We start from the raw sequence: 23,185 nt of genomic DNA, 5'->3' as shown, positions 1-23,185 counted from the left end.
GAAGCCACTGTGAAAAATCAGGACACAGGCGTGCAAAATCTGATTGACGAAAACCTTTGGCAACTTTACCTGGGTGTATGGTTCCGTCCATACGGCACACTACCGCTGTCACCCGGTGGCGCAATCATCAGTTTATGGAACCCAGATGGCATGAAGAAGAGTTATAAAAATAACATCAAGTGCCAGCGACTTATATATTCGGCACTTAAGCGCAAAGGCTACGACATGCACCTCATGTGGGGCAGCAGCCCCGATCTTGGTTATCGCGAGTTAAGTGTACTGGTCAACTGCTCACAGAATAAAGCAGCCCGGCTGGCAAAGGTATGCCGCCAAAAAGCCTATTACTATGTAAAAGAGGGGCAGATCTGGCTATACAACACACACAACCCGCAGCAATACTCTCCGCTGCCCGCCACCTTCGACGCACGGCTCACCTATGCCAAGCCACCTGCTTACAATGAAGCCATTCTGTATCCAAGTATCTAAAATACTAAGCGAGATTTTTAGCCTGATCCTGGCAAAACTCCTCGCACCACACCTGCAACTCCATCAGTGACATTGGTTTTGCATAAACATAACCCTGAACCAGATCGCAATCCATCTCTTTGAGGCCCTCCAGTTGTGCAACGTGCTCAACCCCTTCTGCAATCACAGATAAACCCAGGCTGGCGGCCATCGACAAGATTGCGCGCACCAAATTTTGCGAATCCGGCGCATGTGCAAACTCATGGATAAAGCTCTTATCGATCTTGATGGTGTTGATCGGAAAGCGGCGTAAATAACTCAGCGAAGAGTAGCCGGTACCAAAGTCATCGATAGACAGCTGTGCGCCAGTAGCCCTGAGCCCTTCGAGCCAGGCCAGAATAGCTTCATCGTCATCCAGCAAAATACTTTCAGTGATCTCAAGCGCGAGATTGCCGGGTGCAAATCCGGTCTGGCGCAAAATATGGCGTAATGTAGTCGCATTAAAACCCAGCCGATACTGCTGACTGGATATGTTTGCCGACAAACAGCAGTTGAGATTGAGTGAGCGATTCAACATCTCAATGTCTGAGGTAGCCTGGGTCAGCATCCACTCACCCAACTCAGAGATCAAACCGCTTTCTTCTGCAACCGGAATAAACTCATCAGGGGTTATGTACTGCCCTTCATGGGGCCAACGCGTCAGAGCCTCAAATCCATAGAGCTGACCCGACTTAAGTTCAATAATTGGCTGATAAAATACCGCCAGCTCATTATTAGCAATGGCCCTGCGAAGCAGCTGCTCAAGCTCTACACGACGGTTAACCTGTTGCTGCATGGAAGGTGCAAAATAGTGATATTGATTGCGACCACTCTCTTTGGCTTTGTACATCGCCAAATCTGCCCGACGCAGTATCTCCTGCTGCTCGCGCGCATCATCGGGCATAATGGCAATGCCGATACTGGCGCCACTGATCACCTCAAATCCGTTGATAGTAAATGGCAGTGCTAATGATGTGAGAATTTTCTCGGCCACTTTTGCTGCGTCCTCAACATCACTGATCTGACTGAGCAGCAGCACAAACTCATCGCCTCCAAAGCGTGCCAGTGTGTCCGTACGACGCACCAGATGATTAAGCCGGTTGGCAACTTCGAGCAGCAAATTATCACCCGCGTCATGCCCCATCGCATCGTTAATGCGTTTAAAGCGATCCAGATCGATAAACAGCAACGCACTCAGATGCGTCTGTCGTTCAATTTGTTTCAGGTCCTGAGAGATCCTGTCCAGCAATAAGCGTCGATTTGGCAGCCCAGTCAACGCATCATACATGGCCTGATAGGCAATTTTAGCTTCCTGCTCTTTGCGTTCTGTCATGTCCGACAACACTGCAATATACTGCTGCACCTGACCCTGTTCGTCCTGAACAGAACTGATCGCGAGCCACTCCGGGTAAATAGTGCCATCTTTTCGGCGATTCCAAATCTCAGCGGCCCACTCTCCTTTGGTTTCGAGCGTTTGCCACATATGCTCGTAAAACCGTGTATCGTGACGACCTGAACTGAGCAAGTTTGGCTTTTTCCCAAGCACTTCGTGCTCCTGATACCCCGTGATGCGGGTAAAAGCCGGGTTCACCGCTGTGATTTCAAGGTCGGCATTGGTTGTCATGATCCCTTCCTGCGTTGCCTGATACACAGCTGCTGCGGTTTTCAGCTCAGCCTCAACTTCTTTGAACTCGGTAACATCAACGCTAATGTAAACGTAACCTCCCTCTGCCGTTCGGGCATGACGGATTTGCAGCCAGCGCCCCTGTGCGGTTTTTTGCAACCGCTGCGGCGTCTCGCTCTGATCATGAACAAATTCAGATTTACGCAAGTGCCAGTCATCCAGAGTTTGCGGAAACTGGGCTTTGGATAACACCCCATAATGTCGTAACCAGCATTGATTAGTCAGTGTCAGTGTGCCCTCGCTGTCGTAGAGCGCAAACCCCTCTTGCAATCGTTCAATGGCATCGTGAAGTAACTGACTTGCTTGCAGTGCGCGATTTTTTGCTTTATTGAGCCGCTGTAAAATAAATAACAACATCAATAAAAGTACCACCGCCAGGCCAAATAATTGCTCACTCAATGTGCCTGTTTGCTGCAACTGCTTAGCATGCAAGTCCATTTGTGCCCGATACAAGCTGGCAAACGCGGCTTTACTGTCAATTGCAAGATACTGCTGGCGAGTTTTGTGCACCTGGCGGTAATAATGTACGGCAACCTGAATATGATTGACGAATCGGCGACTCAGTAACGCAAAACTCTCATTGCTGTCAGATGTCTGGGCCAGCATCCGGATCCGGGTATCCAATAGTACCTCGTCAAGTGGCTGACCAGATGTCACCAGACTGGCCAATATGGTACTGGCAAGTAACGCCCGCGGATGCTGAATCGCAATCATTTCGTCCAATACCAAAGGCAGGTAGGTCAACCCATTTCGCATTCCCACCGCTTGTGTTTTTAATTGCTCCATCAGGGCCATTTTATGACTCAACAACTTCAGATACGCCTGATACTCTGCGCCAACCTGGCCGCTTTGCTGTTTGTCGGTCAAATGATGCAGAGCTTTGTCCAGCTGCTGTAACTCATCAAAATGACGCAAACTGCCGACACTCAGTGCCAGAGCAAACTTATCTAGTTTGGCATCGATAGATTTGGCATCGAACAGCAGTGATACCTGCTCATGTTGCCGCTCACCAGTGGTAACGTGGGCTCGGAAAAAATACACCATCAAGGCCGTGAGCACACACATCAGCAAGCATTGACCAATAACGGGGAGGTTGACATTTACTTTGTGCTTCATTGATCCATTTCCTGGTGGTGTCCGACTAAGCTTTCCAGAAAAGCAGCAATTGCTGCTAACTCGGCTTGGCTGAGCGAACGCCCGAGCTGGTAACGCGCCATGGTGTTAATCGCCCCGGTAAGACTTTGCTCACTACCATCATGGAAAAAATGCGTTTGTCTGGCGGCCATTCTGAGACCAGGCACTTTAAAGGTAAACTTGTCCTCTTCGCGACCCGTGACGTTATAGCGGCCATAATCAGCGGGCTCAATGGCCGTTCCACGATCGCCAAAGTAATCACCAAAAGTGCCCATTTTCGCGAACATATTCCCCCCGACATTTTTCCCCTGGTGACAATTGATGCAGCCATAGTATTTGAACAAACGATATCCCTCTTGTGCTTGTTCCGACAAGGTCGCTTTACCTTGCAGCCATAAATCAAACGGGGCATTTAAAGTGATGAGGCTACGCTCGTAATGGGCGATGGCGTCACTGATTGAATCGCTCGACAGCCCTGCTCGATATACCTGAGTAAATGCAGTTCTGAACGCCTGATCCTGATTGAGCGTCGCGATTAACTCGGGCCAGGTGGTTGCAAATTCTTTGGGATTTTCTACTGGCAGCGTGACCTGCGCTTTTAGATCAATGGCTTTACCATCCCAGGCCTGACGAATGTTGAACACTGAGTTGTATACTGTAGGTGCTCGTACCTCCCCCAATCGTCCGAATGCGCCCTTTGAGCGGGCTGAGTTGTCGGCTCCATGGCTGAATAACTGATGACAAGAGGCGCAGCTAATATCGTTTGTGCGAGACAGGCGAGTATCAAAAAACAACTGCCTGCCAAGTGCAACTTTGCGCGCATCGGTGGCGACACTTTGCAAAGGTAATATAGGCTCAGCGACCGCACAGGCCGAGCCAATAACAAGTACCCAAATCAAAGACCTCAACATCACGCTTTAGTACCACTCTTAGTAACTAAACACCTTGCCAAGGTAGCACTTATTAACGATACCTGACTTGATATGGAATAAAGAAACTACGATTTCAGTAGTAGCTAATACAGGCTTGTACGTATCCGTAAAAAGTCCACCTGGACCAAACGGGCAACAACAATAAAATTCCGACAACGGGAGGTGCAACGTCAAATTTTGTCTAGACTTGTGAGATAAGAAGCTTTTTAGTCAACTCTATGCAATTAAAAACGCGCCTGACAGTCATACTGGGTTTAACCGCACTGGCTCCCATGCTGGTGATTTTTTCGTTGGCTATGTTACACAGTACCGAGCAGGCAAAGCGTCTGAGCATTTCCGCAGCCCAGGCAAAAGTCTACAACGCAGCCGCGATTTTTGACCGCTATTTTGCTAAGCGCAAGAGCGAGGTCGCCGCATTGGCGCGCCAGCCCCCCCTTAAAACCATGGACTTCGCTCAGATAGCGCCCATTTTGGAAAACGAAAAAGCATTTTACCAGCAAACCTATGAGAAGTTCATTCTTGGGCGTCCCGACGGGAGCTTTCACAACACCGAGGGCGGCAACCCTTTTCTGGATATGCTCAGAACATTTGATGACACTTCGCCACAAGCCCGCAAAAGAACCATAACCCGCCGCGATTACTGGCAGGAAACCATCGGCCGCAATGTTAATCAAAGCGCTGAAATTTATGTTTCTGAACCCATGATCTCATACACCACAGGAGTCAAACAGATAGTGGTTGCCGCAACCATACTCGCGAACGACGGCAGAGTAGCGGGCCTGCTTGGTGGCAGCATTCCCTGGCGGGAAATTGACCGTCTGGTTCAGGAAGTGTCTCAGCAGGTTGTCTATCAGTTTTATGACAATGCGCGCTTTATGCTGGTGTCTAAGGAAGGCATTTACATGTATCACTGGCTACCAGACAAAATAATTCAGCTAAAACGTGAACAGGGCAAGTTTGTCGAAAATGACATTGGTGAAAAGATTGCTATTCGATTGAAAATCACCGAGGAAGCCAACCCACAACTACGCGAGATTGGCCTGAAAATGATCGCAGGGTTTAATGGCTATGCCCAGTTGGATAAAACCGCCACTCAGCCCAAATCTTATATTTTTTACGCGCCGGTGAAGTCCGCAGGTTACAGTATTGCCCTGACCTTACCCGAGCATGTTGTGTTCGCCCCCGTATACGCATTGCGTCAGCAGCTGCTAATTATCCTTGGATTTGCGGTGGTCATTTCGCTATTGGTTGTCTGGCGCTTTTCACACGGTATTTATCAGCCTATTGCCAAACTGACCAAAGCCGCGCATGCATTGACGCAGGGTAATTTTAACGTGTCTTTGTCGACCCGTGGCAAAGATGAGATGGCAAAACTCAGCCTGGCGTTCGCTCAGATGCGCGACAAAGTGTATCAGCGAGAATCAGAGCTGGAACATAGAGTGGAGGAGCGCACTCAGGCGCTGGAACTGGCCAAAATAGCAGCAGAGGAAGCCGCCAGCGCAAAAAGTCGTTTCCTGGCCAACATGAGCCACGAGATACGCACGCCGATGAACGGCATTCTGGGCACCCTGCAACTGCTCAATCAACAGAATAACTACAGTGAAGAGCAACAAACCCTCATCCGGGTTGCCAACGAGTCGGGACAGAATCTGCTTACCCTGCTCAATGACATTCTCGATATTTCTAAACTCGATCAGGGTGAGGTATCACTATATTTTGAACCGTTTGACTTGTATGCCGTTTTACATCATCTGGAACAATTGTTTAGCGAAAAAGTCATAGAAAAACGGCTACGCTTTCAATTGGTTATTGGGGATACCGTGCCAAAAGAGGTCGTCAGCGACAAACATCGTCTACAACAAGTACTGCTCAACTTGCTGAATAACGCCATTAAGTTTACCCATGAAGGCTTTATTCGGCTTGAAGTTCAGAATATCGGCAACATGGAACAAGTGATGCTCAGGTTTGCCGTCTCGGACAGTGGCATTGGGATTGCCGAGGATAAACTTCCCCATATATTTAACCCTTTTTATCAGGAAGACGAAAGCACAACCCGACGCTATGGTGGCTCTGGCCTGGGCTTGTGCATCTGTCAGCAGATCATCGAATTATGTGGAGGTCATCTTAATTGCCAGTCAGTACAGGGGGAAGGCAGCCAGTTTGACTTTAACTGGCCAGTGGCGCCCTGCTGCCTGATCTACTCTGAGGACAGCGATCAGGTAACATTAGGAGAGCTACATGGCCATATCCTTTTAGCTGAGGACAATGCGGTAAACCAGATTGTGACCAAGGCTATTTTGGAAAAACTGGGGTTGAGTGTCACCATAGTCACCGATGGTGAGCAGGCTTTGCAACAACTGGAAAAAGAGCACTATGATCTGGTTCTGATGGACATGCACATGCCCAATATGGACGGTATAGAAGCAACCAAAGCCATTCGCGGTATGCCTCAGCATATGCAGCTGACGATTATCGCGTTAACCGCCAATGTCCTCATCAAAGACATCGAAGCCTGTTTCGCAGCGGGGATGGACGATTACATCAGTAAACCCATTGCACTGGAGCAACTCAAATCTGTGCTGGACAAATGGTTAGCGATAAAAAATGGCTAGCCAGACTGTTGCCTGCTCGGGATCGGTCCAGCTGACTTTATGCTTACAATGTGCGGGAATATTCAGATAGTCTCCGGCTGACAGGCGTGTCACCCGACCATCCTCAAACGTCAGTTCTCCTGTCCCTTGTAAAACCAGCACCCATTCGTGTTCATCCTGATCGTACCAGCCTTGCGGTGGCGAGGTATGCCCTTGAGAGACAATGCGCTCAATCCTGAGCTGGTCATGGGACAGTAACGTCTGAAATACTTCTTCGCTGAGATCAGCGGGAAGGTTGGATAGTAAGTTGTTCATTATTCACCCATTGATTGAATATCACAAAAGTGTCACGTACTGAGGATAAGTACTAAAGCAGAGAATCTGAGAGTAAGCAAAAAATGAATGAGAGAAGAATAGTAGTTAAGAGATTTGGTGGAGCTAGGCGGGATCGAACCGCCGACCTCTTGCATGCCATGCAAGCGCTCTCCCAGCTGAGCTATAGCCCCAAATCGACGTCAAAGATACTAGAAGATTTTTCTACCTTTGAAAACCCCCAAAAGTCACTTTTTTATAGAAATGAATCCGTTAGGATAAAAATCGAACAGGCACATGTGCGCTGATACACGTGCCTGCTGAAAATACCCGGTGTTACTGAGCGCCGTTTAGTGGAGCAATTTAAGTGCCGCTTCCAGCGCTTGTTTGATATCAGGGTTAGTCAGCTCACCCGCTTCGAGGTCAAAATTATCGAAGAAACTTGGTACTGACAGACTCGCTTTAACATCCGCAGCAAAGTAAGGCGCAGAAGCCACCGCCGATCCCAGTACGCTTTGAGCACCACCAGGGCCCGGTGACGTTGCCATCATCAGCATTGGTGTATTCTGATATACCTTCATATCGATGCGAGATGTCCAGTCAAACAGGTTCTTATAAGCGGCTGAATAGCTGCCATTGTGTTCAGCAAATGACACAATAATCGCATCCGCGGCACCAATTTTTGCGTAGAAACGCTGCGCTTCGTCTGGAATGCCACCCTCAGTTTCACGCTCAATGCTGTAAATCGGCATTTCATACTCATTCAGGTCCAGTACTTCGACCTCGGCATTGGGGATCAACGAAGCTGCATAGCTGGCTAATTGCTGGTTAATTGACTGACGGCTGTTACTGGCTGCAAATACTAAAACTTTCATGGTATTACCCTCTCAAAATAAATCAAAAATGGTGTTTACTCAGGGTGATGACTTGATTTGTATTCACCTCAAGCTGATGACAACCAGTGTATATTAGGTTTTAATAATAATTAATAAGGCAAAAGCAAAGTCACTATTTCCAAATGAATAACAATCTATTTGAAGGCATTGAGATCTTTGCCGAGGTCGTCGAAAACAAAAGCTTTATTGCTACAGCCCAGAAGCTGGGGCACTCTCCGTCACATGTCAGCAAAATGATTGCCAAGCTAGAAGAGCGTCTGGGCGTGAGGTTGTTGAACAGAACCACACGAACACTGGCATTGACGCCAGAAGGGGAGTCGTATTACCAAAACTGTACCCAGCTGATCCAGGATGCTCAGGCAGCACAACAACGCCTGAATGTGACCGACGATATCCCAAGGGGCACCCTAAAGATCACCTGCCCGGTGGCTTTTAGCGCCGATTATTTACAACCGGTGTTAGCTGAGTATCTGAACCGCTACCCGAATGTGTCACTGGAGTGGGATCTGGAAGACAAAGCCGTTGACGTCATTGCTGACGGCTACGACCTGGCTGTCCGGGCAACCCCGCAACTGGAAGAGTCCAGTCTGATCTGCAAACGCGTTTACCATTGCAAAACGTACGTTGTTGCCAGCCCGCAGTACCTCAATCGTTTCGGGGAACCACATCACCCAAAGGAGCTGCAAAAGCATCATAGTATTTGCTACAGCAATCACAAAACGCCGGATCGCTGGGAGTTCAAAGATAAGCAGGGCGGTATTTTTCATGTTGAAGTGCGACAGCGGATCTTGTGTAACAATGGTCATATGCAAACCGCGATGGCGCGCGACGGGATCGGTATTGCGCGTCTGCCCGCCTTTTATGTGGACACCTTACTGGCACAGCAGCAGCTGGTGCCTCTGTTCCCTGACTTCCCACAGCCAGACGTCAACGTCTATGTCGTTTATCCAAGCCGCCGTCACCTCTCTCCCAAAGTGCGACATTTTATTGACCTGTTGTCGGCACATTTTGACAAAATACGCGCCTGATCTTGGCGTTGTGCACAGCAGATATTCGATGCTGTGCACACTGAAACCTTTTTAATAAACCACACAATTTCCACACAGTTGCACAAAACACATGACAAAATCCATCTAAGCGGCTGATTAATATCAGCTAATAGATTTAGACCTCGACTATTTTATCCCCACAATTGCCGTCTAGACTAAATACTAAGACAACAGCGGCTTTCGAGGTCTACATGAAACAACTCCTTTTAATTACGCTTTGTACTGTGCTGTGTGCCTGTGGCTCAGGATCCGACTCTGCCACCACAGATCAGAGCAATGTCACATCAGATACAGGCAATACAGCCCAGGACGCTGCAAATGATGGCTCAGGGAACACCAGTGACAACTCTGACGACAGCAATCAGGATTCATCTCAATCATCCACATTTGTCCTGAGTAGCTCAGCCTTATCGCGCCTGATAAAAGTCTCATTGAATCGGTTTATGGCGTGGGTTACAAATACGCTCTTGAACGCTAACTGGCTTTCGGCCAGTCACAGGCTTTGACTACGTTGTACCAGCTGCGTTCGAATTGTCTGACTATCACGGGTTTTGGTAGCTGAACATCAACACCCAGCGGCTTTGCGAGGTGCTGAAATACCAGCCTTCGAATATTATCATCCTGCAGCTGCGCATATGCCAGTTTGAGGCTGGCTTTAGTCTGCTCACTGACAGGGTGACCCTCCAGTTGCATAAACCGAGCATTAACCCACAGTAGCATTGCTTGTTTGGTCTCATTGGGGAAAGACTCGGTCAGCCTGGACGTAGGTCCGTACAGGCGCTGATAGTTCAATAATTGTTCCTGAATAATAAAAGCGAACAGTAAATTGACCCCCGCTGAGATCTGACCGGAGCGCTTATCTATCTCCTGATAGCTGGCCAGTGCTTTTCGAAACTGGCGCTCTGCCTCAGCCACGTTGCCGAGTTCCAGCGCGATAATCCCCAAATTATTGGCAATAATGCCATTTTTAGAGGTGATACCCGCCATATCGGCAATGCTGTTTGCCCTTCCATACAGGCGCTGAGCTTTGTCATAATCACCCAACTGACGCGATACCAGCGCCAGACTGTTTGTCAGGACCAGCCTTTGTTGCTCTGACTGCGCATGTTTGTAAGCACACTCCAGACTGAGCCAGGCATCATTCAAATAGTCATGACGACGCAACCAGATCCCCAATGCACTCATGGCGGTAGGCAGTTTTTCAATAAAGTAGGCATGGGTGTGATGCGTAAAAATGGCCGCCAACGAGTATTCCATCATCTCCATTTGATGGGTGGGTACGGCTGCCCGCAAGCGGATCAGGTGCCAGCGTAAAAACAAAGACGTAGGCAGGCTTTCAACTTGGTCAATCTGCGCCAACAATGAAAGAGTCGTGGCAGGGTCAACCGTCAGGTAGTCTTCTGCTTCTTGCAGTTTGTCTATGATCTGTGACGGTGTCGCAGCCCATATAGTCAGCGGTATCAGCATTATCCACAGCCCTATAATTGCTTTCAACATCCTCAGATCCGCGATTACCTACCTCCTGAAACTATAGATTGCACGGCAACATTGTTCAAAGTCACTCACTGGTGTTCGAAGTAAATACGATATGTGGTCGACCAAATGGGGTAATCCACCTCCATCAAATAGCAACTATAGTTGGCAGGGTCCAGCTCAGCGTATCGGAACAAATAATCAAGCTTTTGCTGCTGCGCACTGTCTCCATGCAAAGCCTGAACGCCAGCTGCTAAATCAATTAAACGCAGTTCCGGAAATTCAGGTAATCGCTCTGTCCACATATCTTCGACACTGAGCTTTCCCTCCTCGACTTTCTGATTGCCGTGATAACACCCTACATTGACACAGCTGTGACGGTCTAACTGCTTCTCGATCAAAACCAGTAACCGCAATTTTTTGGCCGGGTTTTTAATTGAAATACTGGTTGAGCTGCATTTACTGGCGTGACTCAAAGGGTCAACCAGCTCATCGGGATTATTGAAAATAAACGTTGCATCAAAGTGTTCATAGCCTGGAATAGGATCAAACACCAACCCGCTATTTCCGGGGGAATAGCTGGCAAATGCGTTCAGTAAGCCCGGGGTCGATAACTCTTGTGCTATACCAATGCTAAATCGCTTTGATTCGACCCGACTATGCTTATCAATGTTCAGTGGCGCGATGAAGTCATCACTGTGAGGGTGAGTGTAAAACTGTACAAAAGGCGCTGCGCCGGTTTCTCGCGTCACTTGCGACTTGCTGATCATAGCCACTTCTTGCAAGAACCCTTCCCGACCTCGTCCACGGGTTAACACATAAGCGCAAAAGATTTCATCCATACTCATACCCAGCAAAGACTTGGCTGCATAGTAGAGTTGGGCACGCTTATCCTGACCTGACACATTGCCATTCGGTGTTTTCACTTTGTTCTCTTCATCATCTGCCAGTAAGCGTTTTAACTCGGCATGACTTCTGGCGTACTGTGGCATGGTTGCAGCAAAACGTTGGCTAACCTGACACCACTGGGCTACCAGGTTATCCGGAATATGGCCTTGCAGCTGACTGCCCAGTGCGCTCAAAGCCTGTAGCCCGGGTAAATGGTAAAGAACTTGCTCACCAGATTTGGCTTTGTTGGCATTAAATAATCGCTGGCTGGTTGAACGATGACACCCTATGTGGCGGGAAAAACCGCCAATGGTCTGTGCTTGTGGAGGTAATGCCCGCATGATAGCGGTGAGCACTTTTTTAACGCGCTCACCCAATCTGCGTAGTTCACTGTGTGCCTGGTTACTCAGTCCCATGGTCTTCTAACTTTACGTCTCATAATTGATAGATTACCTAGGACTGAGCAAAAAAGCGACTAGTTACAGTTGCCTACAGACTTCCATGGGCCCCAGGGACCTGACTGAGCCGGATCTTCACCCTGCACCCACCACTGCGCTTCGTACACTACGCCACTTTTAGCAACCCGATCACCCGTGTTGTATATCGTGCTCGCATTCCAGGCAGGCAGGCCCTGACAGTTATCATCCCCACCAACAACCACTTCTTTAGCCAGGGTGCTGCTTTGGCCCTGATCATCGGTTACAGTCAGACGAATGGTGTAGCGCCCTGCTGCGCCATAAGTATGAGTCACAGAAGGCTGTGAAGCACTCTGACCATCTCCAAATTGCCACTGGCTTGACACTATCTGGCCGTTGTCAGTGCTGGTATTGGTCAGGGTAACTGTCAGGCCTGACTGAGCCACAGTAAAGCCAGCCACAGGAGCAGGATCGCCTGACCCGTTGCAGTTATCTAACTTCTTCCAGACATTAGGATACAAATCTGGCTGTGCACCCGCAGACCACCAGATAGCCTCGTAGATGCTACCCTGATAAGATACCTTGTCGCCTAATGCGTATGACACTGAACGGTTCCAGGCTTCAACATCACATATTGGTGGCTCACCAACAGAGACGACTTTTGATACGCTGGCTGTCTGCTGAGCTGTATCTATCACTGTTAGAGTGACATTGTAATCACCATCGGCCGCATAGGTATGGCTTGGGTTCGCGGCGCTGGAACGATTGCCGTCACCGAAGTTCCAATCATATGCTGTGATCCCCTTGTCATCGGTTGCGCGGTTGGCAAAGCTAACCGTCATACCTGATACCGATGAGCTGAAATCAGCAACCGGTTTGGCATCTGTCGGGTTATCCGGTGTAAGACCAGTTTTTTGCTCGATCCAGTTGAGATAGCTGGTTGTTCTGGTGAATGCGGTTGCACCTGAACAGGCTATGCCCCAGCTGACAGTACCGATACTGTAGAAATCGTTCCCGACACGCACGGCATAAGGGCCACCACTGTCGCCGTTACACGCTGAACGACCGCCCTCACCTCCGCCACAAATGACTGAGCCCGGGATATTAAAGCTCAGCTGGCTGCTACAACTGGCATTGGAGATCACTGGTAGCTGTGCTTCACGAAGTACATCGCTCGGACGGCCGCGGTTAGAGGTCAGCCCCCAACCAGAAACCGTTGGATAATCACCAATACCGGCATACTGATCGGCAATGGACTGGGTGGGAAGCTTAGCTGGGGTATACTTGCTTGCAGCCGGAGTGGCCAAGCGTAATACAGCAATATCATAGCCTGAGCGTATCCCGTTCGCACCGCGCCAATTCTCATGCATGATAATCTGAGATACTCTCAGTGTATCGCCATCTCCACGACTGATTGAATGGGCACCAACACGTACTGTCAGGCTAGCCGTAGAAGCATTATCTAAACAGTGTGCAGCAGTAAGTACCCAGTTTTCACTCAGCAAGGTACCACCACAGCCCTGACGTCCATTCATTAACAAAGCAACCTGATATGGTCTTGAATAAGCAGGAGTTTCAATTCCACCAACGACAGATGGGGTAATATCAGGCAGGCCTGATTGTTGCGTATTTGCAGAGACATAGCCAGCTGACAGTGACATGACTGCAGCGGCCAAAATTGTAATTTTCATGTTGTATCCTTGTAAGGTTATTGCTCAAAAAGCAATCTAGAAATAATCTGAGATACACATAAAAATCAATAATCATGGTGAAAAAACAACTGGCACGACCAGTGAAAAATTTAGCCAGTCGCTGATCATTAGTTTGTATTTTAAACACTTAAATGTAACAAACATTTTACAGTGCTGCGTAGAATTGATTGCACTATAATTTCATCAAAATGACGACCAACGCTTTTGGAACGTTTTAATTTACAATGACTTAAGTGCATGTTCTCTGAGACAAGAATCGCTTAGAAGCAGCGTGAAAATGCCAGCCTGGCAAACAAGGGAGCTTGATGCTAGATGGGCAGGCGCAAATCAAAGCGGGAGCATAGTAATGCCATATTTGTGGTAAATCTGAGTTATCTCACCTTGTTCCAGCATGTGTCTTAATGCCTGGTCTATTTCTCGTTTTAATTCTGCTCTTTTTGGTTGAATGCGCATAGAGACGGGTAACTTACTTATTTCATAGACTTCCTTAAAACCTCTGTACGCAGGATAGTTTGCAATGTAGTAAGCCGCAGTGACATCACCGATCATGATATAATCAAGGCGGGTATGTGCCAGCTGAACTAACAATTCTCTTTCCGAAATATTGTCGTACACTGCAATTTTCCCGGGGCCAAAATGTCGCTCAAATGGTCCGTAGCGATAACCTCTCACACGCCCCATGACCTTGCCATAAAATGACTCAGGTTGCTGTGTAGAATTCGCCTCTTTACGCCCCAACACAACTTCCCGTGAGAAGGCGTAGTCGATACTGTAAATACCGGGCACTCTAGAGCTTTGACGCCAGCTAGGATTCACACCAGGCTCAATATCAATTTCACCAGACTCAAAAGATTTATGTCCCCGGGCAACGGATAGCAGAACAAACTCAAACTCGTGGCCGGTTAACTCACCAATGCGATCAAAAATATCCTTGAAGATCCCGGCCTGCTCTCCCTTTTCAAGATAATTATAAGGTGGGTTGGCACCATGATAGACCAGAACAGAGAAACGCTCGGCCTGAACACTTGCCGACAATAAGGCCAACATCAGTAGCCAATAGTGCACCGCGTTTTGGGTTACTGCACGCATTGTAACGTGCTCAAGCGAAGCAAACCCGAAGGTTTCGAAATATAAGCATGACAATAGGCACTTAATTTTGCACAAGACAGATCTTAAGCTTAGTTAAGCAACGCGCTTAGGCAAAATTTTATAAACAAAATGTAATACAAACATTGGGTATTCAAGTTATCTGCATAAGACAAAGCAAGGTTAAATATGAAAATATTCATTAAACGGCCTCGCATAGTAAGTGAACGCACACATACAAACTATCAAAGTCAACAATCGAGGTTAAATTGAATGATTTTTGCACTTAAATAAAATTATATAAATAAAACTTTCTTTATTTCGTCTATTTATCGAAACATAAGTTTCATGATAATGTACCAACATTGGTCCTAAGAAAGACACAGGGGCAGATACCCCATTGGTTTTCTTCAGCTGTGGCAGGGCAAGGCAAACACAGATGTCTGCCTGACTACAGTGACTTGTATCAAGCTGTTTCAACGTGCGTATGATTCGAATGACGCGCAGGAAACGGGTTGACTAATATCTATCAAAAAGGAAATTTAACCATGAAAAACGCGTTACTTGTTACATTACTCTCACTTGCAAGCACAACAGCAATTGCCGCGGTCGCACCAGTCGAGCACGCGCCTGTCAGAGCGGGATATGCCAGTGTCGATGAAGTAATTGAATATGGCCGACAGTATCAGGAGATTAAAGCTCAGCTACTGGAGTCAGGATATCGCCTGCAAGGGTGTAATCAGCATGTAATTAACTACTTTGCGCAGCCCGCTTCGCCCGTTTACTTGTATGCACAAACTGAATGCACTTATTCTCGCTCCGTTGGCGGAGATTACTCACTGGAAACAGACTATGCCATGGTCAAGATTGATGTGGACTACCATCAGTTCAACCAGCTGTTCCACGAAGGGGCAGTCAACGTGAACTATGTAACGGTTTACTAAGCTAAACCTATACCCATTTGGAGTAAATTAACTTCGCCGAAAGTTCGGCATCGCGCTTTGCTCTGAAGACTTAACGGGCTGCTTTTCACACGAGAAGCAGCCTTCGCATTCAGCCCTGGATGTGTCCATTAAATTCGTTTAATTAACGTCCCTACCACGCCAAACGTTAAGAAACCCCAACATCTTCGCCAGTCGGTTTCTCAGGGTGAGAGCATGCTCTGATACGCCCTTTAAGAGTAAACGAATAGCGCAGCTCAATATGTATCAGCACTGCTACAAAAGCCAGACAATCTGATACCCCGCAACCCCATCTAACCAGTTACAGTTCTATTGAAGCATATCAATGGGATACAATTATGAAAAAACACCTTATTGCACTGGCCTTGTCACAATTTATGTGTACTTCGGCACTGGCCTCGCCCGCTATGTGGCATACTCTGGAGCAACAGCGGACTACGACACAAAGCGCCCAGCGTCACTATCTGTTGGATCATCATGCGCTTTCATCGCAGCTTGAAAAGCTGACTCAAGCGCAGACTATTGAGCTGATGCTCCCCTTACCTAACGGTGAACTGGTTGAGTTTATTGTAAGACCAAGTCAGGTTATGGCACCGGAGCTGGCTGGTAAGTATCCGGGGATTAAAACTTTCCGTGGACATGAGAAAGGTAATCCTGCTCATTCTGGCCGTTTCGATTTGGGACCACACGGTTTCTATGGTGTATTTAACCATCAGGGACAGCAGGTGTATCTGGACCCACAACCCCAATCGGGCGAACACCATTACCGCAGCTACCATGACAACAGCCAGGCTCTGAGTAAAAAAGCGTTCAAACAGCACGCCCCCAGAAAACACAAGAGTGACTTGCATCAGCGCCATCTGCTCGAACAAGCTGCCCAAAACAACACACCACAAGCCATACCAAACACACAGATCACTTACCGCATAGCCGTTGCTACCACTGGCGAATACGCTCGCTTTCATGGCGGCACCAAAGAAAAAACGCTGGCCGCCGTGGTCACTATGCTCAATCGCATCAATGATGTTTATGAACGCGACCTGGCCATTAAGTTTGAGCTGGTTGCCGACAATGACAAGTTGCTTTTTCTCGACCCCGATACAGACCCATTCGCCAACACGGATGAAGACATCGATAAGATCACTGAACAGATTAATACCCGAATTGGTACCGACAACTATGACATAGGCCATCTGGTAGGCACAGGTGGTGGCGGTCTCGCCGGGTTCGAAGTGGTCTGTACTGAACTGAAGGCCGAGGGGATCACAGGTAGCGAAGCGCCAACCAACGATGCCTTTCACATAGATTATGTTGCCCACGAGATAGGCCATCAGCTGGGGGCAGATCATACCTTTAATGGCGAAGCCGGCGCGTGCGGCGGTAATCGGGCTGAAAACAGTGCCTATGAACCGGGCAGTGGCTCTACCATCATGGGCTATACCGGCATTTGTGACGAGCAGGATCTTCAGCCCAATTCAGACCCTTATTTTCATATTCACTCTCTGGATCAGATGAATCGTTACGCCAGGATATCGTCAGGCAAAAACTGTGGTGTGCATAAGGAGCGCGGTAATTCACGCCCCGAAGTAAACGCGGGTGCCGACTACACCATTCCGGCCCGTACACCTTTTACCCTCACCGGCAGCGCGACAGGCAAAGCACAGGACACACTCAGCTACAGCTGGCAACAGTTTAACCTGGGCGGAGCGTCGGCCAGTAAAGCAGACGACAGTATTGATGATGGTAAACGTCCTCTTTTCAGAGCCTTTAATCCGCACAGCGCACCACAACGCACATTGCCAAAAATGGCAGACATACTGTCTGGCCAGCCGAGCTTCGGCGAAGCCTATGCAACCACAACCCGCAAACTCGATTTTCGGCTGGTTGTCAGAGATGGTCAGGGAGGTGTCAGTGATGATGCAATGCAAGTCTCTGTGGTTGGTAATGAACAAGGCTTTGCGGTCACCTTACCTGACAGCTCAAGCCAGTGGCACGGTAATACGCAACTGGTAAAGTGGCACACAGCAGGCACTGAGCGTGCGCCCGTTTCCTGTGAAAATGTCGATATATTGCTTTCCAAAGACGGCGGTAAGACATTTGACATTGAACTGGCCAAACGTATTCCCAACTCTGGCCAGTCTGAGGTACAGCTTAGCAACATCAGCACTGAGCAGGCGCGAATTCAGGTAAAATGCCACGACAATATCTTTTTTGCGGTCAATACGGGCAACTTTAGCGTCAATGCCGACGCATCTGGCGATGTTGCACCTGTGATCACAGGACAGAAGCCCCTGAGCCTCACAGAAGACAGCAGCATACAAATAAAACCCGACGATCTGATATTAGCCCAGGCTATGACGTTAGATACCCTCACTTTATCCGGCAGGCAAAACTATCAGGTAACGGGTAACACTATTACGCCGGCGAGCAATTTTCATGGCCAACTGAACGTGCCTGTTACAGTCTCCAGTGGTTCGTTGACCAGTGCCTCGTTTACACTCAGAGTCACGGTTACACCTGTCAACGATGCACCTGAAGCGCAAAACGATACCTATACCCTTGATTTTGATTCTAAGAATAATTCGCTGCCAGTACTGGACAACGACCAGGATGTGGATGGCGATGCGCTGAAGATCAGCACAGTCGACTATCGTGGTCAGGGTCAGGTGACTATCAGTGGCAATGCCTTGGTATATACCCCGGCTGTCGGGTTTTCAGGCACCGAGACCTTCCGTTACGATATCGAGGATGGACAAGATGGCAGCGATTTTGCGACCGTTACGGTGACAGTAAAAGACAACCCCAATCCGGATAACGGCGGAGGTGACAAAGACGATGACGATTCAGGCTCATTCGGCCCCTGGGCGATGCTAAGTGCCCTGTTATTATTCGGCAGAAGACGCCGCCGTTAATCGCAGAAGTGGCCAGCAGCATAAAAATGCTCTGGCCATGATTCATATAAGACTGTCCTGCTTAGGACAGTCTTTCCAGTGCACGTGTTAAATATTGCCCGGACTGTACATCCGCTTTAACGCGCTGCACATTTTGCTTCATCTGGTCAATTTGCTCCGGCGTCAGCTCTGCAAGACGGGTTTTAATGTCACGCAGTGAACTCACTTTGAAGCCTATCCCTTGCTCTTCGACAAAATCGGCCATAGCCGCTTTATCCCAGATGATGATCGGCATTTCACACAGCAAATACAGCGACAGTTTATGCGGATTATTGTACTTAAGGTACTGACCCGTCACACCATCACAGGTATCCAGTGTGTTACCATACCAAACCAGACCAAAGTCTCCATCAATGTGATCGATCACTTTATCTGATGGGAAACACCCCTTGTAGTCCAGCATGGTATTGTTGATGTTCTTAACTTTCTTCTCATCATAACCAACACCATACAGATCAAACTTAAAGTTGCCACGCTCCAGGGCATCCAGCTCATAGACAAACGGCCCCATATTACCGGCAAAGACCACGCGAATTTTGTCGTAGTCCGTTGGCGTACGCTGCGCATCCGGATTATCCGTGTGCAGATAATCAAAAGCTTCGATATTGGTGATCTCACTCTGAATATTCTGCTCTTCAAACCAGGCGCGCATCTTGTCGTTGTGTACAATCAGCTGATCCGATTTATTGAGCATATTGATCTCTTTTTCAGAGTGACCATATTTGCCCTTGAGGCTGCGCACATCGTGTACCAGCGTCAGCACTTTGCTGTTTTTAAGCTTGGCGCCCCACAAACAATAACCATAGAACTTGTTAAACGGGTACTGAAGACACACGGTACTACCCGATTTCAGCCTCAACAAGGCCCAGCTGACACCCAGCGCACTGATCAAGGTACCCAGCACCGAATTTGCGATCCAGGTTTGTTTGAAACCAATGTTTTTCCAGCCATTGTTCTCCAGGATGGTTTCGCAATCCATCTTGGCTTTACCCGCGGCATCAAACTTAGAACGATAGTTTCTTGCGATATAAACTTTATGACTCATGATGTTATGCCAATTCCCTACTGGTTAGCGCGAGTGCCGCCTCAATGGTGTCATCCATATCATAATATTTGTAGTCCGCCAGACGGCCGCCGAAAATAAACTTATCTGCATACGGCGCTGTCTTTGCCAGTTCCTGATAACGAGCCAGCAAGGCATTATTGGTGTCGTCGTTGATTGGGTAGTAAGGCTCATTGTCTTTACTGAACTCATGCGGATATTCTTTGGTGACCACGGTTTTTTCCTGAGTACCAAATTCAAAGTGCTTGTGCTCCAGGATACGTGTGTAAGGCACATCCCGCTCAGTGTAATTGACTACGGCATTGCCCTGGTAGTTTTCTTCGTCCAGCACTTCCGTTTCGAAATGTAAACTGCGATATTCCAGCTTGCCAAACTGACACTCAAAGAACTCATCAATTTTACCTGTGTACAGTACTTTATCTGCCAACTGGTTGTATTTCTCGGCATCTTCAAAGTAATTGACACCCGTTTTAACTTCTACTCCGTCAAGCAGCGCATCAGTCAGGGCATTGTAGCCCCCAATCGGGATCCCCTGGTAGCGGTCGTTAAAGTAGTTGTTATCAAATGTGAATCTAAAAGGAAGTCGCTTAATAATAAAAGCAGGTATCTCAGTGGCCGGGCGGCCCCATTGCTTTTCGGTATAGCCTTTGATCAGCTTTTCATAGAGATCACGACCGCCTAAAAATAACGCCTGCTCTTCCAGATTTTTAGGCGACAAATCGGCATAAGGCGCACGCTCTTGAGCAATTTTGTCTTTTGCCTGTTGTGGTGTGGTCACTCCCCACAACTGGTAAAACGTATTCATATTAAAAGGCAGGTTATAGAGCTTGTCTTCATGCCTTGCGACAGGCGAGTTGACGTAATGGTTAAACGACACAAAACGATTGACATAATCCCATACCTGCTGATTACTGGTATGAAAAATATGCGCACCGTACTTATGCACATTGATCCCTTCTACCTGTTCACAGTAGATATTTCCGCCAGTGTGATTGCGCTTATCAATCACCAGTACTTTCTTGCCCTGATCGGTTGCTTCTCTCGCAAATACAGCGCCAAACAGGCCTGCACCAACAATCAGGTAGTCGTATTGAGCTTCATTCATTTAAATTTGCCTTTTTGAATCGGTCTTGGGCTCTATCGTAAGCGCAAAACTATATCAGAAAAAGTGAAGAAATGATTAAGCGAAACAGAGGAAATTCGAAAATACGTGCCGATATAAGCACTAATGTGGCAAATTTTAATCTGCCTTCACTTTCATTGGAATAAACCAATCACCATTTGTAACCAACAGTAACTGTAACGGTGCAGAAAACCTGGGCGCCCGCGCTATTAACAGACCGTTAATTCGCAAACCTGATGCAGAAAAAACGGCTTTTTTTAGACCGATTGCACTTGCCTGCGAAAGCACCACCAATCCAAGCCCGCGGCACTAAAAATACCCACCGAGTAACACACCAGATCGCTAACTTTAAAACCAAAACCCAGCACCAGAGCACCAAGTCGGGTATGGCGGATATCATTGAGCCACTGCGCCTGATATAGCTGAGAGAATTCAATAGAAAAAGAAAATACCAAAGCCAGACAGATAATGACTCGGGTGCGTGCCGCGGGCTTAATACAGCAGAACAACCAGAACACCATCATGGCCCACAGTGTGTCTCCTGCATAAAGCGCGAGCAACTTCGGCAACTCAACAAATGAAGCTCGAGAGAGGAGCCCAGGAGAATCGTCATCAAGAAAAGGCTAAGATATAGCGCAACATTGCGCTTGATAATGACCCGGTTCATTGTCTTTAATAGTCTTCCCGGGCCTTTAGCTCGGTAAAATCACTCATGACCCACTTCTGATAACTGGCGCGCTGTTGAAGGACTTTATACCACTTACTCACTCGCTGAGGCAGCTCAATATGTGTATATTCCAACCCTAACTCATCAAGAAGCCAGAGCACTTTTTGAACATTAAATGAGGTAGTACGACCATATAACTTCACGACATTCCTTTTTTGTTTTAATTCTCTAAGCCGAGAGGATACAAGATTATAGCCATACCCTTTAGAGGTCCATCAATTAATATCAAAACATCGCCTTGCTGATTCTGACACAAACACTCAGATTGCCGTTAGAGCAGCATATTGGTGGCCGGATAACACACATCTATCTAATTGCAATACTTAACGATCAAACCTAGACCAAAGTCTAATCTCAGTGCGCTCAATCTCAGTTATGTTGGATAAGGTCCGCTGGCGATTTAATACCTGCATCGATTCTGATACGCAGCAGATCCCGGCAGACCCAACACATGTAAAGGAGCATTATTATGAGTTATCAACATTTGATCGCAATTTCACTCACAGCCGGGTTGGCATTCAGCCAGGCGCATGCAGCAAGCTGCCAGGGCGTTAATGCCTACCCAGACTGGACACAAACAGACTGGCAAGGCAACCCCAGCCATGCCAATACCAATGACAAAATGCAACATCAGAACAAACTCTATCGTGCAAACTGGTGGACCCGCTCGGAGCCGGGCACCAGCTCAGCCTGGCAATACCTGGGTCGCTGCGATTCGGGTAATCGCATTACGCCCGTTGAACGATATGGCAAGCTGAGCGTCTGCGGGACCGGCCTGTGTAGTGAACAGCAAGAAAAGATCCAGTTGCGCGGCATGAGCAGCCATGGCCTGCAATGGTATGGGCTTAATAAGTGCCTGACCGATGCCTCGCTGGATGTACTGGCGCAGGACTGGCAAGCTGATATCGTGCGTCTTAGCTTGTACGTGCAAGAAGGCGGCTATGAGACCGACCCGGTTGGATTCACGCAGCAAATGAATACCCTGATTGACATGGCAAGCCAGCGCGGCTTGTATGTACTGGTTGACTGGCATCAACTCAACCCGGGCGATCCGAACTATAATCTGGCGCTGGCCAAGCAGTTTTTCACGGACGTTGTCAGTGCTAACAAAAACCGGAACAATGTGATTTACGATATCGCCAATGAACCAAACGACGTCAGCTGGCCAGAAGTTCGCCATTATAGTGAGCAAATTATTCCGGTGATCCGCGCTATCCAACCTGATGCACTGATCCTGATAGGGACACATGGTTGGTCAACCTTTGGCGCCTCAACGGGGGGAAGCGTACAGGACGTAATTAATGATCCAGTACCATTCGACAACATCATGTACACTTTCCACTTTTACGCGGCATCGCATAAAGACTACCACCGCTCAGTGTTAGATCAGGCATCCGATGTGTTGCCGGTTTTTGTCAGTGAATGGGGCACTCAAAACTACGATGGTGACGGCCCGAACGACTTAATCAGTTCACAAAAGTACATAGACCTGATGAAACGTAAAAAGATCAGCTGGACCAACTGGAACTATTCCGACGATTTTCGCAGTGGCGCAGTTTGGAAAAAAGGAACCTGTAACACTCAGAACTTTGTCGACAGCCAGCTCAAAGAAGCAGGCACCTGGGTCAAGGGCTGGATAGAAGAAGGAAGATAGCAATATGACACTGTCTGTGATTTAGCAG

General features: G+C 48.0%; 19 protein-coding genes and 1 tRNA gene. 7 read left to right on the top strand and 13 right to left on the bottom strand.

The window, feature by feature from the left end; all coding sequences use genetic code 11:
- Window positions 1-30 precede the first annotated feature (30 nt).
- Window positions 31-486: a DUF3293 domain-containing protein gene (locus CWB99_RS05720; protein ID WP_138550998.1), complete on the top strand. Its 456-nt coding sequence runs from the start codon at window positions 31-33 to the stop codon at window positions 484-486.
- 4 nt (window positions 487-490) lie between these two features.
- On the opposite strand, the gene CWB99_RS05715 is transcribed toward CWB99_RS05720, so the two are convergent.
- Both CWB99_RS05715 and CWB99_RS05710 read right to left on the bottom strand, forming a co-directional pair.
- Entirely contained in the window at window positions 491-3,304 is a 2,814-nt protein-coding gene (locus CWB99_RS05715) for an EAL domain-containing protein (protein WP_138550997.1), read from the bottom strand.
- Window positions 3,301-4,221, bottom strand: a complete 921-nt coding sequence (locus tag CWB99_RS05710) for a cytochrome-c peroxidase (protein ID WP_249331735.1) — start codon at window positions 4,219-4,221, stop codon at window positions 3,301-3,303. The genes CWB99_RS05715 and CWB99_RS05710 overlap by 4 nt, the downstream gene beginning before the upstream one ends.
- 251 nt (window positions 4,222-4,472) lie before the next feature.
- Between CWB99_RS05710 and CWB99_RS05705 the strand changes: the two genes are divergently transcribed.
- The gene (locus CWB99_RS05705; protein WP_138550996.1) at window positions 4,473-6,866 is read left to right on the top strand and encodes an ATP-binding protein; all 2,394 of its coding nucleotides are present in this window, start codon (window positions 4,473-4,475) and stop codon (window positions 6,864-6,866) included.
- Here CWB99_RS05705 and CWB99_RS05700 read toward each other — a convergent pair.
- From CWB99_RS05700 to CWB99_RS05690, 3 genes are all read right to left on the bottom strand, one after another.
- On the bottom strand, window positions 6,846-7,160 hold the full coding sequence (locus CWB99_RS05700; protein ID WP_138550995.1) for a cupin domain-containing protein: 315 nt from the start codon (window positions 7,158-7,160) through the stop codon (window positions 6,846-6,848). The genes CWB99_RS05705 and CWB99_RS05700 overlap by 21 nt on opposite strands.
- A gap of 115 nt (window positions 7,161-7,275) precedes the next feature.
- Window positions 7,276-7,351: transfer RNA gene (locus tag CWB99_RS05695), tRNA-Ala, on the bottom strand.
- A 156-nt stretch (window positions 7,352-7,507) separates the two neighbouring features.
- Window positions 7,508-8,032 (bottom strand): NADPH-dependent FMN reductase, encoded by a 525-nt coding sequence (locus CWB99_RS05690; protein ID WP_138550994.1) that lies wholly within the window; start codon window positions 8,030-8,032, stop codon window positions 7,508-7,510.
- 143 nt (window positions 8,033-8,175) lie between these two features.
- Between CWB99_RS05690 and CWB99_RS05685 the strand changes: the two genes are divergently transcribed.
- Window positions 8,176-9,081, top strand: a complete 906-nt coding sequence (locus CWB99_RS05685; RefSeq protein ID WP_138550993.1) for a LysR family transcriptional regulator — start codon at window positions 8,176-8,178, stop codon at window positions 9,079-9,081.
- A 212-nt stretch (window positions 9,082-9,293) separates the two neighbouring features.
- Window positions 9,294-9,608, top strand: coding sequence for a hypothetical protein (locus CWB99_RS05680; protein ID WP_138550992.1), 315 nt, complete (start codon window positions 9,294-9,296; stop codon window positions 9,606-9,608).
- Here the strand turns inward: CWB99_RS05680 and CWB99_RS05675 are convergent.
- The 4 genes from CWB99_RS05675 to CWB99_RS05660 form a co-directional block, all read right to left on the bottom strand.
- A complete protein-coding gene (locus tag CWB99_RS05675; RefSeq protein WP_138550991.1) occupies window positions 9,577-10,599 on the bottom strand; it encodes a tetratricopeptide repeat protein in 1,023 nt (340 codons plus the stop codon). The two genes, CWB99_RS05680 and CWB99_RS05675, sit on opposite strands and share 32 nt — an antisense overlap.
- 65 nt (window positions 10,600-10,664) lie before the next feature.
- A complete protein-coding gene (locus CWB99_RS05670; protein ID WP_138550990.1) occupies window positions 10,665-11,879 on the bottom strand; it encodes a hypothetical protein in 1,215 nt (404 codons plus the stop codon).
- 59 nt (window positions 11,880-11,938) lie between these two features.
- Window positions 11,939-13,570, bottom strand: a complete 1,632-nt coding sequence (locus CWB99_RS05665) for a trypsin-like serine protease (RefSeq protein ID WP_138550989.1) — start codon at window positions 13,568-13,570, stop codon at window positions 11,939-11,941.
- A 348-nt stretch (window positions 13,571-13,918) separates the two neighbouring features.
- Complete coding sequence (locus CWB99_RS05660; RefSeq protein WP_138550988.1) at window positions 13,919-14,680, bottom strand: substrate-binding periplasmic protein; 762 nt, start codon at window positions 14,678-14,680, stop codon at window positions 13,919-13,921.
- Window positions 14,681-15,225: 545 nt separating this feature from the next.
- On the opposite strand from CWB99_RS05660, the gene CWB99_RS05655 reads away from it, so the two are divergent.
- Together CWB99_RS05655 and CWB99_RS05650 are read left to right on the top strand one after the other, a co-directional pair.
- A complete protein-coding gene (locus tag CWB99_RS05655; protein WP_138550987.1) occupies window positions 15,226-15,621 on the top strand; it encodes a hypothetical protein in 396 nt (131 codons plus the stop codon).
- 356 nt (window positions 15,622-15,977) lie between these two features.
- Window positions 15,978-18,551 carry a reprolysin-like metallopeptidase gene (locus CWB99_RS05650; protein ID WP_138550986.1) on the top strand — a complete coding sequence of 858 codons (2,574 nt, stop codon included), beginning with the start codon at window positions 15,978-15,980 and terminating at the stop codon, window positions 18,549-18,551.
- A gap of 61 nt (window positions 18,552-18,612) precedes the next feature.
- On the opposite strand, the gene CWB99_RS05645 is transcribed toward CWB99_RS05650, so the two are convergent.
- The 4 genes from CWB99_RS05645 to CWB99_RS05630 all read right to left on the bottom strand — a co-directional run bounded on the left by CWB99_RS05645 (window position 18,613) and on the right by CWB99_RS05630 (window position 21,646).
- A complete protein-coding gene (locus CWB99_RS05645) occupies window positions 18,613-19,635 on the bottom strand; it encodes a beta-1,6-galactofuranosyltransferase (RefSeq protein WP_138550985.1) in 1,023 nt (340 codons plus the stop codon).
- A 4-nt stretch (window positions 19,636-19,639) separates the two neighbouring features.
- Complete coding sequence (glf, locus tag CWB99_RS05640) at window positions 19,640-20,758, bottom strand: UDP-galactopyranose mutase (protein WP_138550984.1); 1,119 nt, start codon at window positions 20,756-20,758, stop codon at window positions 19,640-19,642.
- 275 nt (window positions 20,759-21,033) lie between these two features.
- Window positions 21,034-21,336, bottom strand: a complete 303-nt coding sequence (locus CWB99_RS05635) for a DUF2809 domain-containing protein (protein ID WP_212748499.1) — start codon at window positions 21,334-21,336, stop codon at window positions 21,034-21,036.
- A gap of 112 nt (window positions 21,337-21,448) precedes the next feature.
- Window positions 21,449-21,646, bottom strand: coding sequence for a glutathione S-transferase N-terminal domain-containing protein (locus CWB99_RS05630; protein ID WP_138550983.1), 198 nt, complete (start codon window positions 21,644-21,646; stop codon window positions 21,449-21,451).
- Window positions 21,647-21,972: 326 nt separating this feature from the next.
- Here CWB99_RS05630 and CWB99_RS05625 point away from each other — a divergent pair, with 326 nt between their 5' ends.
- Window positions 21,973-23,157, top strand: coding sequence for a cellulase family glycosylhydrolase (locus CWB99_RS05625; protein WP_138550982.1), 1,185 nt, complete (start codon window positions 21,973-21,975; stop codon window positions 23,155-23,157).
- Window positions 23,158-23,185: the final 28 nt, after the last annotated feature.

Origin of the sequence: Pseudoalteromonas rubra, from assembly GCF_005887095.1 — a bacterium.
Taxonomy (GTDB): domain Bacteria; phylum Pseudomonadota; class Gammaproteobacteria; order Enterobacterales; family Alteromonadaceae; genus Pseudoalteromonas; species Pseudoalteromonas rubra_E.
Note: the sequence above shows the minus strand (reverse complement) of the source record. Positions and strands in the feature narration are given on the sequence as shown.

What these genes read in the sequence shown, in the direction of transcription:
- CWB99_RS05715 (WP_138550997.1), bottom strand. Translation starts at nt 3,304, where the DNA reads ATGAAGCACAAAGTAAATGTCAACCTCCCCGTTATTGGTCAATGCTTG.
- CWB99_RS05705 (WP_138550996.1), top strand. Translation starts at nt 4,473, where the DNA reads ATGCAATTAAAAACGCGCCTGACAGTCATACTGGGTTTAACCGCACTG.
- CWB99_RS05700 (WP_138550995.1), bottom strand. Translation starts at nt 7,160, where the DNA reads ATGAACAACTTACTATCCAACCTTCCCGCTGATCTCAGCGAAGAAGTA.
- CWB99_RS05690 (WP_138550994.1), bottom strand. Translation starts at nt 8,032, where the DNA reads ATGAAAGTTTTAGTATTTGCAGCCAGTAACAGCCGTCAGTCAATTAAC.
- CWB99_RS05685 (WP_138550993.1), top strand. Translation starts at nt 8,176, where the DNA reads ATGAATAACAATCTATTTGAAGGCATTGAGATCTTTGCCGAGGTCGTC.
- CWB99_RS05680 (WP_138550992.1), top strand. Translation starts at nt 9,294, where the DNA reads ATGAAACAACTCCTTTTAATTACGCTTTGTACTGTGCTGTGTGCCTGT.
- CWB99_RS05675 (WP_138550991.1), bottom strand. Translation starts at nt 10,599, where the DNA reads ATGTTGAAAGCAATTATAGGGCTGTGGATAATGCTGATACCGCTGACT.
- CWB99_RS05670 (WP_138550990.1), bottom strand. Translation starts at nt 11,879, where the DNA reads ATGGGACTGAGTAACCAGGCACACAGTGAACTACGCAGATTGGGTGAG.
- CWB99_RS05665 (WP_138550989.1), bottom strand. Translation starts at nt 13,570, where the DNA reads ATGAAAATTACAATTTTGGCCGCTGCAGTCATGTCACTGTCAGCTGGC.
- CWB99_RS05660 (WP_138550988.1), bottom strand. Translation starts at nt 14,680, where the DNA reads ATGCGTGCAGTAACCCAAAACGCGGTGCACTATTGGCTACTGATGTTG.
- CWB99_RS05655 (WP_138550987.1), top strand. Translation starts at nt 15,226, where the DNA reads ATGAAAAACGCGTTACTTGTTACATTACTCTCACTTGCAAGCACAACA.
- CWB99_RS05650 (WP_138550986.1), top strand. Translation starts at nt 15,978, where the DNA reads ATGAAAAAACACCTTATTGCACTGGCCTTGTCACAATTTATGTGTACT.
- CWB99_RS05645 (WP_138550985.1), bottom strand. Translation starts at nt 19,635, where the DNA reads ATGAGTCATAAAGTTTATATCGCAAGAAACTATCGTTCTAAGTTTGAT.
- glf (WP_138550984.1), bottom strand. Translation starts at nt 20,758, where the DNA reads ATGAATGAAGCTCAATACGACTACCTGATTGTTGGTGCAGGCCTGTTT.
- CWB99_RS05625 (WP_138550982.1), top strand. Translation starts at nt 21,973, where the DNA reads ATGAGTTATCAACATTTGATCGCAATTTCACTCACAGCCGGGTTGGCA.